This is a genomic window from Burkholderia sp. MSMB617WGS (assembly GCF_001532025.2).
In the GTDB taxonomy this organism is placed as follows: domain Bacteria; phylum Pseudomonadota; class Gammaproteobacteria; order Burkholderiales; family Burkholderiaceae; genus Burkholderia; species Burkholderia savannae.
Genome location: NZ_CP013457.1, coordinates 3,618,185 through 3,631,734 on the forward strand (window position 1 = coordinate 3,618,185; position 13,550 = coordinate 3,631,734).

13 protein-coding genes are annotated in these 13,550 nt (G+C 71.2%); all 13 read left to right on the top strand.

Features of this window, described 5'->3' with window-relative positions; translation table 11 throughout:
* Positions 1–34 precede the first annotated feature (34 nt).
* Genes WT60_RS17735 through WT60_RS17795 form a run of 13 tightly spaced genes read left to right on the top strand, consistent with a single transcriptional unit; the run spans position 35 to position 13,549 of the window.
* Entirely contained in the window at positions 35–1,111 is a 1,077-nt protein-coding gene (locus WT60_RS17735; RefSeq protein WP_060356800.1) for a hypothetical protein, read from the top strand.
* Positions 1,112–1,168: 57 nt separating this feature from the next.
* A complete protein-coding gene (locus WT60_RS17740) occupies positions 1,169–1,417 on the top strand; it encodes an acyl carrier protein (RefSeq protein WP_038751547.1) in 249 nt (82 codons plus the stop codon).
* 32 nt (positions 1,418–1,449) lie between these two features.
* Entirely contained in the window at positions 1,450–2,337 is an 888-nt protein-coding gene (locus WT60_RS17745) for a hypothetical protein (RefSeq protein WP_038751550.1), read from the top strand.
* Positions 2,334–2,894 carry a hypothetical protein gene (locus WT60_RS17750; protein WP_059644140.1) on the top strand — a complete coding sequence of 187 codons (561 nt, stop codon included), beginning with the start codon at positions 2,334–2,336 and terminating at the stop codon, positions 2,892–2,894. Before WT60_RS17745 ends, WT60_RS17750 begins: the two co-directional genes overlap by 4 nt.
* Positions 2,895–2,912: 18 nt before the next feature.
* Positions 2,913–3,896 (top strand): ferritin-like domain-containing protein, encoded by a 984-nt coding sequence (locus WT60_RS17755; RefSeq protein ID WP_038751557.1) that lies wholly within the window; start codon positions 2,913–2,915, stop codon positions 3,894–3,896.
* A 4-nt stretch (positions 3,897–3,900) separates the two neighbouring features.
* Positions 3,901–4,899, top strand: coding sequence for a 3-oxoacyl-ACP synthase (locus WT60_RS17760; RefSeq protein ID WP_038751560.1), 999 nt, complete (start codon positions 3,901–3,903; stop codon positions 4,897–4,899).
* On the top strand, positions 4,889–6,085 hold the full coding sequence (locus WT60_RS17765; RefSeq protein WP_038751563.1) for a PLP-dependent decarboxylase: 1,197 nt from the start codon (positions 4,889–4,891) through the stop codon (positions 6,083–6,085). The genes WT60_RS17760 and WT60_RS17765 overlap by 11 nt, the downstream gene beginning before the upstream one ends.
* A gap of 7 nt (positions 6,086–6,092) precedes the next feature.
* Positions 6,093–7,652: an acyl-CoA ligase (AMP-forming), exosortase A system-associated gene (locus WT60_RS17770; protein ID WP_059575777.1), complete on the top strand. Its 1,560-nt coding sequence runs from the start codon at positions 6,093–6,095 to the stop codon at positions 7,650–7,652.
* A 17-nt stretch (positions 7,653–7,669) separates the two neighbouring features.
* Positions 7,670–8,758: a hypothetical protein gene (locus tag WT60_RS17775; protein ID WP_060356799.1), complete on the top strand. Its 1,089-nt coding sequence runs from the start codon at positions 7,670–7,672 to the stop codon at positions 8,756–8,758.
* Positions 8,755–10,626, top strand: coding sequence for an acyl-CoA dehydrogenase (locus tag WT60_RS17780; protein ID WP_059644148.1), 1,872 nt, complete (start codon positions 8,755–8,757; stop codon positions 10,624–10,626). Before WT60_RS17775 ends, WT60_RS17780 begins: the two co-directional genes overlap by 4 nt.
* 1 nt (position 10,627) lies before the next feature.
* Positions 10,628–11,779, top strand: coding sequence for a citrate/2-methylcitrate synthase (locus WT60_RS17785; RefSeq protein WP_060356798.1), 1,152 nt, complete (start codon positions 10,628–10,630; stop codon positions 11,777–11,779).
* Positions 11,780–11,819: 40 nt separating this feature from the next.
* Positions 11,820–12,485: a class I SAM-dependent methyltransferase gene (locus WT60_RS17790; protein ID WP_059575771.1), complete on the top strand. Its 666-nt coding sequence runs from the start codon at positions 11,820–11,822 to the stop codon at positions 12,483–12,485.
* A complete protein-coding gene (locus WT60_RS17795) occupies positions 12,482–13,549 on the top strand; it encodes a TauD/TfdA family dioxygenase (RefSeq protein ID WP_059670587.1) in 1,068 nt (355 codons plus the stop codon). Before WT60_RS17790 ends, WT60_RS17795 begins: the two co-directional genes overlap by 4 nt.
* Position 13,550: the final 1 nt, after the last annotated feature.

A 13,550-nucleotide genomic window follows, 5' to 3' on the forward strand; every position in this document is an offset into this window, starting at 1 on the left:
ACGTTCATCAACGCATGCCCGAACCCGATTGCCCATGATGCTCGACACCCTGCCCGACACGCATTCGCACCTCGACGCCGCCGATCTGCCGGCGCTCGCCGCGCAACCGATCCGCGACCGCCTCGAAGCGTTCGGCGCGCTGCCCGCGCCGCTCGACGCGCTGCTGCGCGCGAGCGCGACGCGCCTGCTCGACAGCGACATGATCATCGCGCAGCCGCGCACCCCGGCCGAGCCGGCCGACGCCGCGCGCGCGACCACGCCGCTGCGCTACGAGCAATCGGCCGAGACCGAGGCCACGCTCGAGCGAATCGCGCGCGAGGGCTTCGCCCCGCACTTCAAGCCGTTCATGCGCGGCTTCTCGCGCGTGATGTCGACGCTCTTTCTCACGCCGGAGCAGGACGCGAAGGTCGAGGCGCACCGCGCGGCCGGCCACCACCTGCGCTTTCTGATGAGCGACGGCGGCGGCCCCGCGCTCGCGGGCTGGCGCTCGACCGTGCGCGGCGAAAACGGCCGCACGGTGCTGGCGATCGACAAGGTGTGGGGCATCGAGGCGCATCGCGAAAGCATCGGGCTCGTGGCCGTGCGCGCGCCGGGCGCGTTCATGCCGGCCGCCTATCTCGTGTGGCCCGAGCAGTACCGCACGCTCGAGCGCGCCGCATGCGGCGAGCCGTTCCTCGAAGGCGGCCTGCAGCTCGGCAACGTGCGCGGCGAAGTCGAGACGACGCCCGAGGATCGCCTGCGCATCGGCGGCCCGAACGTGTTCAACAAGTATCTGACGATCGTGCGCCCCTATTTCGTGCGCGCGCTGATGGCGCACGTCGGCTGGCTCGCGCGCGCAGACCGGCTCGCGCTGTCGCCCGCGCACGAATCGGTCTGGCGGTTCGTCGCGCAAGGCGCGCGCACGCAGTCGCGCTCGACCGTGTACGGCGCCGACAGCGTGCGGCGCGTGCTCGCGCTCAAGTTCGCCGCGAACGAGCTGCTCGGCGAGCTGGTGCGCCAGGGCGCGGTGCGCCGCTTCGACGATCAGCGCGACCTGCTCGCGCTGTCGAAGATGGAAGGCAGCGCATACCGCTGCTACTACGAAATCCGGATGGGCGCGAAACGCGCCTGATCCGTCGTTCATCGTTGTTTCGCCGTGTTGTCTCTCTACTCGAAAAAGGAAACCGTCATGAGCACGCCCGCCACTGAAACGCTGCCCCTTCTCGCACGCGAGGTCGCGAAGATCCTGAACGTCGAGGCCGTCGAAACCAACGTCGGCATCGGCGAGCTCGGAATCGACTCGCTGAACATCGTCGAGCTGATCGTCTTTTGCGAGCAGCTGTACGGCTCGATCGATCCCGAAGCGCTGAACATCACGCAATACACGACGCTCGCGCAGCTCGACGCCGAACTGCGCGCGTCGCAGACGGCCGCCTGACGCGCGGCGCGAAAGCAGCACACGAGGCCGCGATGATCGAGCTCGCCCCCATTCCGGAACCCGCCGCGACGACGCTGACCGCCGCGCGCCTGCAGGTGCGCGCGCTCGCCTACCGGCGCGTCGCGGCGCCCGCCGCGGGCGGCGTCGACGACCTGCTGGACGCCGCCGCGCGGCTCGGCCGCCTGCTCGGGCGCGAGGCGCTGGCGTGCGCCGGTTCCGCGCGCGCGGGCGACGCGATCGACGACTACGTGGTGTGCTCGACGATCCTGTCCGGCCTGCTGATGGACGACTCGCCGCATCATGCCGCGTTCGCCCGCGCGATCGCATCGCACGGGCCGCGCGCCGCGGACTGGCTCACGCACGGCTACGAGTGCGCGAGCTGGGGCTACGTGTTGCGCGAGACGCTCGGCAAGGCGATGCATACCGGCACGCGACGGCTGCTGCTGCAGATCGTCGACGTCGACATCCATCGCTTCAGCTACTGGCTGAGCCATCCGCAATGGGGCGCATCCGGCTTCGGCATCTGCACGCTCGCGCTCGACGTCGCGCCGGGCGCCGACTGGCCGCTGCATCTGGGCGCGGCGCCGCCCGCGCACGCGCTCGCGATGCTGGGCCGCGCGCTTGCCGCGTTCGGCCGCGCACGGCCGGGCACGCCTGTCGCGCCGCCGTTCTTCAAGGAGGCGTCGCGCCGCGCGCTGCTCAAGTGCCTGGGCGACGCGCCCGTGCATCCGGACGGCCACGCACGCTTCGGCCACGCGTTCGGCAGCGACCCATGGATCTCGCTGCTGCTGCATCGCTGCGCGCCCGGCGCGCCGGCCGCGGCGCGCGCGATCGTCGGCTCGCTCGCGCTCAACGGCTACTTCGCGATCGCCGAGATCGCGTACGGCGCCGACGCACGCTTTCGCCTGGACCCGGCATGACGCACTTCGCCACTCGCCGCTACCGGCTCGAACGCGCGCCCCGCGCACCCGTGCTCGTGCGCGCGTCGAGCTACGGCATCCCCGCTGCCACCACCGACGACTACGCGCGCCTCGCCGCGTATCAGCCGGATTCGACCGCCCCCGTGCTGCTCGACCACACGCAGTACGCGCGCTTCATGTCGGAGCTCGTCGACGCGCTGTGGCAGGCGCTCGGCGCCGATACGCGCGTGTACGTCCGGTTCCGGATGCCGTACAACGGCGCGCTGCCCGCGAACCTGCTCGATCCGCGCGTGCTGATCGGCAGCGGGCTCGACTCGCAGATGGCGTTCTGGTCGCGCGTCGAGGCTCGGCCCGGCATAGGCATCGTCGACCGAATCCGCCGCGATCTCGACTACCCGGGCGACAACACGCTCGCCTTCGCCAGCGCGAGCGAGGAGCGGCTCGACACGCTGGAGGCCGCGCTGTTGCGCGACTGGCCGCGCTACGCGGTGCGGCTCGCGCGCGCCGACGGCGGCGCGGCCCGCCGCCCGGTCCGACCGGACGCCCGTTTTGCCTAACCGAACATGGAAGCCACTATGCAACCGTACGAAGACGCCGCCCGCGGCCATCGCTGGTCGATGCCCGTCGACGCGCTGATGATGAGCGACTACGAATATCGCGAGACCGCGCTGACGAACCTGTATCACAAGGCCAAGGCCGCCCAGTGGGACGTCAACCGCGACATCGACTGGAACGTGACGCTGAACCCCGACAACCCGCTCGGGATGCCCGACGGCATGCTGCTCGTGTTCGGCACCGATCTGTGGCACAAGCTCGGCGCCGCCGAGCGCGCGGAGATGCGCCATCACTGGCAGGGGTGGCTGCTGTCGCAGATCCTGCACGGCGAGCAGGCGGCGCTCATCTGCGCGTCGAAGCTCGCGAGCGCCGAGGAAAGCCTGTCCGCGCGCCTGTGCGCGGCGGCGCAGATCATGGACGAGGCGCGCCACGTCGAAGCGTACGCGAAGCTCGTCAACGAGAAGATCAGCGTGCGCTATCCGATGAGCCGCTCGCTCGAAGGGCTGCTGAAGGACACCGTCACGTCGAGCGCGCTCGACATCACGAACCTCGGGATGCAGGTGCTCGTCGAGGGGATCGCGCTGTCGACGTTCCAGACCGTCGTCGCGTTCAGCACCGATCCGTTCGTCAAGGATCTGTTCGCGCGCATCCAGCGCGACGAGGCGCGCCACTTCGCGGTCGGCCGGCTCACGCTCGCCCGCGTGTATTCGGACATGACGTCGGCCGAGCTGAAGGAGCGCGAGGAGTTCGTGAGCGAAGGCGCGTCGGTGCTGTACGAGCACCTGTGCGCGGACGACATCTGGGAGCCGCTCGGCTATTCGAAGCAGGCGTGCGCGCAGATGGTGCGCGAATCCGAGGTGTCGCGCGCGCTGCGCCGCTCGATCTTCCGCCGCCTCGTGCCGACGATCCGCGAGATCGGCCTGCTGACGCCGCGCGTGCGCCGGACCTTCGAGCAGCTCGACGTGATCGACTACGAAGACATGCCGCTCGCGATGGACCTGTGACGCCATGCGCCAAGATCAAGCGAACCACTGGATCGGCATCGACGCCGCCGCATACGAGCTGCCCGACGCGGCGATCGACATCGACGCATGGGCGGCCCGCCATGCGTGGCCGCGCGCGCAGGTCGACGCGATCCTCGAATCGGGCTGCCGCTTCTTCCATGCCGCGCCGCAGACGAGCGAAGTCGAGCTCGCGTCGCGCGCGGTCGGCGCGCTCGTCGACGCGACGGGCATCGCGCCGTCGTCGATCGATCTGATGGTGCACGTGCACACGCAGACTTTCAGCATGCCCGCACCGCCGCGCAGCCTGCTCTACGAAGTCGCGCACGCGCACGGCATCCGGCCGCTATGGAGCGGATCGATCGCGCAGTTGAACTGCGCGTCGATCGCCGCGGCGATCCGCATGATCGACGCGCTGTTCGCCGCGTATCCGCAGGCGCAGTCGGCGCTCGTCGTGTCGGCCGACCGCGCGTACGACGAAGCGACCCGCCTGCGCCAGTTCTCCGGCATCCAGGGCGACGGCGCCGCATGCCTGCTCGTGACCCGCAACAGCCGCCGCAATCGCGTCGGCGGCATCGCGCTGCGCAACCAGGCCGCGTGGTATCCGGGCTCCGACTCGGCGAAGGAAGTCGAGCGCACGATGATTTCGACCGAATGGCTGCATACGCACCGGATCGTCGACGCCGCGTGCGCGCTGACGGGCCGGCCGATCACGGGCTACGAGCGCATCCTGCCGATCAACACGGATCTGCGCGGCTGGCATGCGCTCTGCCGCGCGCTGCGCGTGCCCACCGAGCGGCTGTTCGGCGAGAACGTCGCGCGCTGCGGCCACGTGTGCTGCTCCGATTTCGCCATCAATCTCGCCGACGACGGCCTCGCCGCGCTCGACGCGGGCCTGCACGTGATGGGCGTCATGCAGTCGAACGTCGGCGCGTTCGCCGCCGTCGCGCTGCATCCGCTCGCCGCCGATTCGTCGTCCACTCCCCCCGAGGCCTATGAACATTGACACGATCGGAACCGCGCCGCGCGCCGCGGCCGACGCCGACCACGCCGACTGGCTCGAAGGGCTCGACACGCCCTGCTACGTGTTCGACCCACAAAGCGTGCTCGCGAGCTACGCCGCGTTGCGCGCGGCGCTCGGCACGCGCGTCGTCGTGTCGCTGAAGGCGAACTCGCACGCGGATCTGTTCCTGCGCTGCGCGCACGCGTTCGAAGACGGCATCGAGCTCGCGAGCCAGGGCGAGCTCGACACCGTCGTCGGGCGCGGCAAGCACGTGAAGTACCTGAACAACCCGGCGATGGGCGACGCGCTGATGCGCGCGGGCATCGCGTCGCGCTGCCACTTCATCCTCGACGGGCCGGACATGGTGCGCCGCTTCGTCGCGCTCGCGTCCGGCAAGGAGACCGAGGACGTGATGCTGCGGATCAACGCGGGCGCGCTGCTCGGCGCGCATGCGCCGAAGTCGCTGCGCGACCATTTCGGCATGACGCCCGCGGAGGCGCTCGGCATGGCGAACCTCCTCACTCAGGCGGGCCGCCGCGTGGCCGGCCTGCACACGTTCGTCGGCTCGGGCAACTTCCGCGCCGGGCCGACGAAGGGCGGCGACGCGGATTCGGCCGATCTCGCATGGGCGCTCGCGCAGCTCGCCGAGCAGATCGAATCGCTCGTGCGCGCGCCCGTCACGCATCTGAACCTCGGCGGCGGTTTTTCCGAGAAAGGCCATGACGACGCGACCTTCGAGCGCTATCGCGCGCGCATCGCGCCGCTCGCGAAGCGCTACACGCTCGTTCACGAAGCGGGCCGCGCGATCTTCGCGAACGCGGGCGTGTTCGTCACGCGCGTGCGCGCCGTCAAGGTCTGGGACGACCGCGTGATCGCCGTGTGCGACGGCGGCATGAGCCACAACTTCCTGCTCGCGAAGACGGAGGCGGTCCTGAAAACCTGGGAGGCGCCGACGCTCGTGCCGGCCAGCCCCGCCGACGCGCATCGCGCGCCGAACGCGCTGCCGGTCACGTTCGTCGGCAACACCTGCAACCGCGCCGACGTGATCGGCCGGCTCGAGCGTCATCCGCGGCTGCCGCAGCCGGGCGACTTCGTCGTGTTCTCGCAGTGCGGCGCCTATCACCACTCGTACACCGTGAGCGGCTTCCTGTCCCACAAGCCGGCTCAGGTCTATATCCGTCAGGCATGAGAGCGCCATGAATCCGCACATCCGACTCGTCGATCTTCTCGACTCCGCCGCGACGCAGCGGCCCGACGGCATCGCGATCGCCGATCCGCGGCGGCGCGTGCGCTACGCGCAGCTCGCGGCCGACGTGCGCCGCGTCGCCGCCGCGCTCGCCGCGTCCGGCATCGAGCCGGGCGAGCGCGTCGCGACCTACGCGCCGAAAGCGTACGAAACGATCGTGACGATGCTCGCCGCGAATCTCGCGGGCGCGATCATCGTGCCGATCAATCCGCAGCTGCGCGACCATCAGGTGCTGCACATCCTCGCCGACAGCGGCGCGCGCCTGCTCGTCACCACCGCGCCGCGCCTCGCGCGGCTCGCGGCGCGGCCGGCCGCGCTCGTCTGCTGGCGGGTCGACGACGTCGCCGCGCTGCCCGACGCGAACGACTACGCGGGCCACGCGCTCGCCGTCGATTCCGATCCGGCCGCGATCCTCTATACGTCCGGGTCGACCGGGCGCCCGAAGGGCGTCGTGCTGTCGCACCGCAATCTGACGGCGGGCGCCGAGAGCGTCGCCGCCTACCAGCGGCTCGCACACGACGACGTGATCCTCGGCGCGCTGCCGCTCAGCTTCGACGCGGGCCTGAGCCAGCTGACGAGCGCGCTCGCCGCGCACGCGTGCTACGCGCCGCTCGACTTCCTGCGCGCCGAAGAAGTGCCCGCGTGGTGCGCGCAGGTCGGCGTCACGTCGATCACCGGCGTGCCGCCGTTGTGGATGCAGCTCGCCGCGCTCGCGTGGCCCGACGGCCCGCGCCTTGCCGTGCGCCGCTTCGCGAACACGGGCGGCACGATGCCGGCGCCGCTCCTCGAACGGCTGCGGCGGGTCTTTCCGAACGCCGCGCCGTATCTGATGTACGGCCTCACCGAGGCGTTCCGCTCGACGTACCTGCCGCCCGACGAGGCGGCGGCGCGCCCCGGCTCGATCGGCAAGGCCGTGCCGAACGCGCAGATCCTCGTGCTGCGCGCCGACGGCAGCGAGTGCGACGCCGACGAGCCGGGCGAGCTCGTGCATCGCGGCGCGTTCGTGACGCTCGGCTACTGGAACGCGCCCGAGCTCACCGCGCAGCGCTTCCGGCCGCTGCCGCACGCGCGTCATCCCGTCTCGCTCGCCGACGTCGCGGTGTGGTCCGGCGACATCGTGAAGCGCGACGCGGACGGCTTTCTCTACTTCGTGTCGCGCGCCGACGAGATGATCAAGACGTCCGGCTATCGCGTGAGCCCGACCGAGATCGAAGAGATCCTGTTCGAGTGCGCGCAGACGCTCGAAGCCGTCGCGTTCGGCGTGCCGCATCCGACGCTCGGCCAGGCGATCGTCGCATGCGTGTACGGCCGCGGCGATCCCGCGCAATGCCGGCAGGCGCTGATGCAGGCGTGCCGCGCGCGGCTGCCGTCGTACATGGTGCCGCAGCACATCGACGTCGCCGGCGCGCCGCTGCCGCGCAACCCCAACGGCAAGATCGACAGGCCGCTGCTGAAAAGCGGCCACCTGTCGCGTTTCGACGTCGAGCCGCGCGCGGCCGCGCTCGGCTGAATCAGGTGACCAAGACCATGCTCACGATCCATCACACCGCCATCCGGCAGCCGTCCCGCCAAACGGTCGACGCGGCGCAGGCGGCCGGCCGCTATCGCTACGACGGCCGGCTCACGCCGAGCGCGATCCGCTTCGCGATGCCGTACGAACGGCTCGACTACGACGCGGACGCGTTCGCGCATCTGTCGCGCTCCACGCCCGCGTCGCTGCCCGTCGAGACGGACGGGCTGACGCTGTCGGATCTCGCGCTCGCGGCCGTGCGCGACGTCGTCGACGCGGCGGGCCCGAGCGCGCGCGAGTCGATCTCGCACATCGTCGTCGCGCAGGCGTCGCTCAACGAGCAGGCGGGCGAATCCGTCGCCGGCCGGATGCAGCATGCGCTCGAACTGAAGCACGTCGTGCCGTTCGCGCTCGGCCAGTGCGGCACGCTCGGCTTCTATACGGCGCTGCCGCTCGCGAGCGGCCTGCTGCGGCACGGCGGCCGGATGCTGTTCGTCGCCGCGGACAAATGGGTATATCCGTTTCTGCGCGCGTACGGCGACTTCGTCGCATACGGCGACGGCGCCGCCGCGCTCCTGCTGAGCGACACCGACGCGGACGACGGCGGCGGCAGCGCCGAAAGAGACGGCGAAAGCGACGGCGGAGAAGGCAGCGGCAGCAACGGCGGCGCGCGCGTGCTCGGCCACGCGCTCGCACACGGCGACGCGATCGCCGATCCGTGGGCGCGGCGGCCCGCCGAGCTCGAACGCGCGCTGATCGCGCCGACCGTCGACGCGGCGCGCGCGGCGCTCGGCGACGCGGGCGTCGACGCCGCGCAAATCGACTGCTTCGCGCCGAGCGGCTTCGGCGCGTCGTTTCGCACGACGCTCGCGCACGCGCTCGCGATTCCCCCTTCGCGTCTGCAAACGCGCGACGGCGCCGAGCATCTGTCCACCGCCGATACGCCGCGCGCGCTCGCGCGGGCGCAGGCGTCGCTCGCGCCCGGCGAGCGGCGGCTCGCGCTCTTTTGCGACACCGCGCTCGCGGGCGGCGCCGGCGCGCTCGTTGCCGAGCTGCGCGGCGCGCACGCGGCGCCCCCGTCCACCCGAACCCGGTATCCGTCATGAGCGCCTATCAAGTCAGCCTGCGCGAACTGCGCTTCTTTCTCTGGGAACTGTTCGACGCCGAAACGGCGTTCCTCTCGCACGCGCCGTACCGAACGCACGACCGCGCTTACTACGACCGCCTCCTCGAGCGCGCGCGCGACTTCGCGCTCGAGATCGGCGAGAGCTATCGCGCGAGCGACATCGAATCGTGCTCGCTGCGCGAGGACGGCACGGTGCGCATCCCCGCCGATTTCCACGCGCTGTGGCCGCGCTTTCGCGACGAATGGGCGGGCCTGCTGTTCGACCGCCACTCGGCCGAAGCGGGCGACGCGCCGCACGCGGACGTGCCGATGGTCGTCAAGCAAGTGGTGTTCGAAATGCTGATGGGCGCGAACCCGTCGTTCATGACGTACGGCGGCTTCACGCATCCGGCCTGCAAGCTGCTGACGCTGCACGGCACGCCCGGGCAGAAGGCGCTGCGCAAGCCGCTCTTGCGCTACGACTGGGACGCATGCTTCTGCGCGACCGAGCCGCAGGCGGGCTCCGACATGACGGCCGTGCGCACGGCCGCGACGCCGCTCGGCGACGACGTCTACGCGGTGACGGGCGAGAAGGTCTACATCTCGGCCGGCATGCACGACCTGACCGAGAACACGCTGTATTTCGTTCTCGGCCGCATCGGCTCGACGGCGCCCGGCTCGTTCTCGCTGTCGTGCCTGATCGTGCCGCGCTTCTGGCGCAACGAGGCGACGGGCGAGCTCGAACCGAATCACGTCGAATGCGTCGCGGTGCCGCGCAAGATGGGATTGAACGGCTGCGCGAACACGCATCTCGTGTTCGGCCGAAGCGGCACGACGCGCGCGCATCTGCTCGGCAACCGCAGGAACGTCGGCCTGCTGCAGCTCGTGCCGCTGATGAACCAGGCGCGCATGGGCACGGGGCTATTCGGAATCGGCGTCGCGTCGAGCGCGTATCTGCAGTCCGTGTCGTACGCGCGCCGCCGCGTGCAGGGCCGGCGGATCGACGCCGCGTCGGACGCCGCCGCGCCGCGCGTGCGCATCGTCGAGCACGGCGACGTGCAGCGGATGCTGCTCGACATGAAGGCGCGCGTCGAAGGATGCCGCGGCCTGCTCGGCAAGCTGACCGCGGCCGCGACGCGCGCGGCGATCCTCGAGGCGACGCCCGGCGCGGACCCGGCCGATATCGAGCGCGAGCGCAAGCTGCAACTGCTGCTCACGCCGATCTGCAAGGCGTTCATCTCCGATCAGGCGTGGCGCATCTGCGAGACCGCGATCCAGGTGCACGGCGGCGTCGGCTACACGGATGCGAGCCCCGTCGAGCAGAACGCGCGCGACGTGAAGATCCTGTCGATCTGGGAAGGCACGAACTACATCCAGGCGCAGGATCTCGTGCGCGAGAAGCTCGGCTTCGGCCGCAAGCCGCTGTTGCTGCGCTATTTCCGCGACGCGCTCGATGCGGGCCTTTCGCGCATCGAGCCCGATGCGCCCGAATCGTTCGCCGGGTGGTTCGCGCAGCTGCGCGACGCCGCCGACGCGCTCGAGCGCGCGCTCGCCTCGATCGCGCGCGCGGTGCAGGACGGCCACATGCACGCGAGCAGCCAGGTCTACACGCGCTTTCTCGAGATGTTCGGGCTCGTCGCGTCGGCATGGTCGCTGCTCGAAGCTGCTTGCGTCTCCGAGCGCCGCCTCGCGCAGGGCGCGGTCGCGGCCGACGCCGCGCAAGCCGCGTTCTATCGCGGCAAGGTGAAGGCCGCCCGCTACTGCTTCGCGAACCTGCTTCCGCTCGCCGCCCAGCACGCCGCCGCGATCGATGCGCTGCCGGACATCGCGTGCGCGATCACCGCCGAAGAACTCGCCGAGGTCGAATGACATGGGACTCGCACCTGAGCTGCTGAAACGGCCGTCCACCCGCTATCGCGGCACCGACATCGACGGCGTGACCCTCGATCCCGAAGGACTATGGGTGCGCGAGCGCAACCTGAACGATCTGATCGGCGCGGTCTCGTTCGAGGACGCGCTCTGGCACCTGTGGTTCGAGCGGCTGCCCACGCCGTCCGAAAGCGCGGCGCTGCGCGCGCGGCTCGCGCAGTACGGCGCGCGCTTCGCGCGCGGCAACCTGTCGACGGCCGCCGCCGCGAGCGTCGCGCAAACGGGCGTGGAGATGGTGTTCGCCGCCGCGACCGGCTTGCTGCGCGACATCGAGCGGCCGCCGTTCGACGACGCCATCGCGGCCGGCTGGGGCGCGGATTTCGACACGCTGCTCGGCTGCCTCGCGGGCGCGCCGTACCTGATGCGCGCGGCGCTCGGCCAATCAGGCGTCGACGATCCCGGCACGAGCCACGCGGCGCGCGTGCTGCGCGCGGCAGGCGCGAGCGGCGCCGGCTCGCCGCACGCCGAGCGCGTGATCGACGCGCTCCTCGTCGCGTGGCACGGCGGCTTCGGCTACGTGACGCCGACCGTGCTCGTGCCGCGCTGCGCGATCGGCACCGGCGTGTCGCTGTCGCAAGCGATCGCGGCGGGCTTCATGTCGAGCGGCCCGAATCACGTCGGCGCCGCGCGCAACGCGATGCAGTGGCTGCTCGCCGTCGCGCGGCGGATCGACGAGGAACCGGCCGGGCTCGACGCCGCCGTGCGGCACGCGATCGATCGCGTGCTCGACGAATCCGGCGCGCTGCTCGCGGGCTTCGGCCATCCGCTCTTCGAAGCGGACCCGCGCCCGCCGCGCATTCGCGCGCTCTTCGCGGAGTGGGGCTTCGGCGGGCGCTACGTCGACATGTTCGACGTGGCGTGCGACCAGGCGCTGCGGCGCAAGAGCCTGAAGCCGAACATCGATTTCGCGACGGGCGCGGCGCTCCTCGACCTCGGCATCGCCGAGCCGCAATGGGGAATCGGCGTCGGCCTGAGCGCGCGGATCGCCGCAATGGCCGCGCACGCGGTCGAACGCCGCCGCCGGCCCGCGTTCGGCGCGAACAGCGCGACCGCCCGCCGGATGCTCGCGGCCGTCCCCGTGGGCTGGCTGTAGCGCCCTTTCTCAACCGCTGGCGATTCAAGGAGAGTCCGACATGCTGCTCAAGAATCTGCGCCCCGCCGACGATTACGATCGCTTCGCGACCGAGGCGCTCGCGCCGTGGGACGCGCTGTTCATCGCGCGCATCCGCGACCTCGCACGCGCGCTGCCGCCCGGCACGCTCGCCGACATCGGCACGGCCACGGCCGTCGTGCCGGTGCGGCTCGCGGCCGACCCGTCGATGGCGCACTGGCGCTTCGTCGGCGTCGATCTCGATCCCGCGATGCTCGACGAAGGCGTGCCGCGCATCGCGCGGCTCGGCCTCGCGGAGCGCGTCGAGCTGAAGCTCGGCGACGCGCTCGCGCTGCCGTTCGACGACGCGTCGCTCGCGATGGCCGTCAGCCGCGCGACGCTGCATCACCTGCCGGACAAGGCGCTGAGCCTGACCGAGATGTTCCGCGCGCTGCGCCCGGGCGGCGTCGGCGTCGTGCACGACATGCGCCGCGACGCGCCGCCCGCGCTGCTCGAGCGCTTCACGCAGATGCGCGCGGCCGCGAACTATCCGCCGACGCATCTCGAGGAAAAGCTCACGCTCGCCGAGGCGCGCGCGCTCGTCGCGGCCGCCGGCCTCGCCGGCCACGCGAGCGTGACGAGCCCGCCGTTCGGCCTGGGCGCGCTCGGCTTCGAGATTCTGCTCACCAAACCGGGGCTGCCGTCATGAGCGAGATCCAGGATTCGATCACCTTCCAGAACGCGTCGGCGCTGAAGGCGCAGGCGCGGCTCGGCCGCGGCGTGCTGTGCGGCTTCAGGAGCGAACGCACGCTGCTGCCGCTCGTCATCACGCCGCACGACGGCGGCGCGCTCGCCGCCGAGCGCGCCGCGGCGCTCGCGTGGTTCGACGCGCATCGCGCGGACTTCGACGCACTGCTGCTCGAGCACGGCGGCCTCCTGCTGCGCGGCTTCGCGGTGCCGGACACGCACGCGTTCCGCGCGATGACCGATCTCTATGCGCCGCACGCGTTCGGCTACATCGCGGGCGCGTCGCCGCGCAAGGCGATCGACGGCAACGTGTACGAATCGACGCAGCTGCCCGCGCCGTTCAAGCTGAGCCTGCATCAGGAGAAGGCGTACATGTCGCGCTATCCGCGACTCATCTCGTTCTACTGCCGGCAGGCCGCGCCCGTCGGCGGGGAGACGCCGCTGTCGGACATGCGCGCCGTCACGCGCCGCCTGCCCGCGCGCACGCTCGAGCGGTTCCGCAGCAAGGGCGTGATGTACCGGCGCAATTTCTCGGCGAAGCCGATGCCCACGCACTTCAACCAGTTCTACCGGCGCTGGCAGGACGCGTTCATGACCGACGAGCGCGCCGAGGTCGAATCGCTGTGCCGCGCGACGCAGCTCGAATTCGAGTGGCTGCCGGACGGCAGCATCACGGTCACGCATGTCGGCCCGGCGACGGTCGCGCATCCGCGCACGGGCGAGGAGGTCTGGTTCAACCACGCGAGCACGCAGCACATCAACGCGCGCGTCGTGCATCCGACCATCCTGCGCGCGCTGCAATCGTTCTACAAGACACGCGCCGCGCTGCCGTACGACATCCGCTACGGCGACGGATCGCCGATGCCCGCCGAGGACCTCGATCCCGTCTACGACGCGATCGACGCCGAGGAAACCGCGTTTCGCTGGCACGAGCAGGACGTGCTGCTGCTTGACAACATCCTCGTCGCGCACGGGCGCAACCCGTTCAGCGGCCCGCGCGACATCCAGGTCGCGATGATGGATTGAA

Excerpts from the sequence above, each read along its gene's own strand:
- WT60_RS17735 (WP_060356800.1), top strand. The coding sequence starts at position 35 with ATGATGCTCGACACCCTGCCCGACACGCATTCGCACCTCGACGCCGCC.
- WT60_RS17740 (WP_038751547.1), top strand. The coding sequence starts at position 1,169 with ATGAGCACGCCCGCCACTGAAACGCTGCCCCTTCTCGCACGCGAGGTC.
- WT60_RS17745 (WP_038751550.1), top strand. The coding sequence starts at position 1,450 with ATGATCGAGCTCGCCCCCATTCCGGAACCCGCCGCGACGACGCTGACC.
- WT60_RS17750 (WP_059644140.1), top strand. The coding sequence starts at position 2,334 with ATGACGCACTTCGCCACTCGCCGCTACCGGCTCGAACGCGCGCCCCGC.
- WT60_RS17755 (WP_038751557.1), top strand. The coding sequence starts at position 2,913 with ATGCAACCGTACGAAGACGCCGCCCGCGGCCATCGCTGGTCGATGCCC.
- WT60_RS17760 (WP_038751560.1), top strand. The coding sequence starts at position 3,901 with ATGCGCCAAGATCAAGCGAACCACTGGATCGGCATCGACGCCGCCGCA.
- WT60_RS17765 (WP_038751563.1), top strand. The coding sequence starts at position 4,889 with ATGAACATTGACACGATCGGAACCGCGCCGCGCGCCGCGGCCGACGCC.
- WT60_RS17770 (WP_059575777.1), top strand. The coding sequence starts at position 6,093 with ATGAATCCGCACATCCGACTCGTCGATCTTCTCGACTCCGCCGCGACG.
- WT60_RS17775 (WP_060356799.1), top strand. The coding sequence starts at position 7,670 with ATGCTCACGATCCATCACACCGCCATCCGGCAGCCGTCCCGCCAAACG.
- WT60_RS17780 (WP_059644148.1), top strand. The coding sequence starts at position 8,755 with ATGAGCGCCTATCAAGTCAGCCTGCGCGAACTGCGCTTCTTTCTCTGG.
- WT60_RS17785 (WP_060356798.1), top strand. The coding sequence starts at position 10,628 with ATGGGACTCGCACCTGAGCTGCTGAAACGGCCGTCCACCCGCTATCGC.
- WT60_RS17790 (WP_059575771.1), top strand. The coding sequence starts at position 11,820 with ATGCTGCTCAAGAATCTGCGCCCCGCCGACGATTACGATCGCTTCGCG.
- WT60_RS17795 (WP_059670587.1), top strand. The coding sequence starts at position 12,482 with ATGAGCGAGATCCAGGATTCGATCACCTTCCAGAACGCGTCGGCGCTG.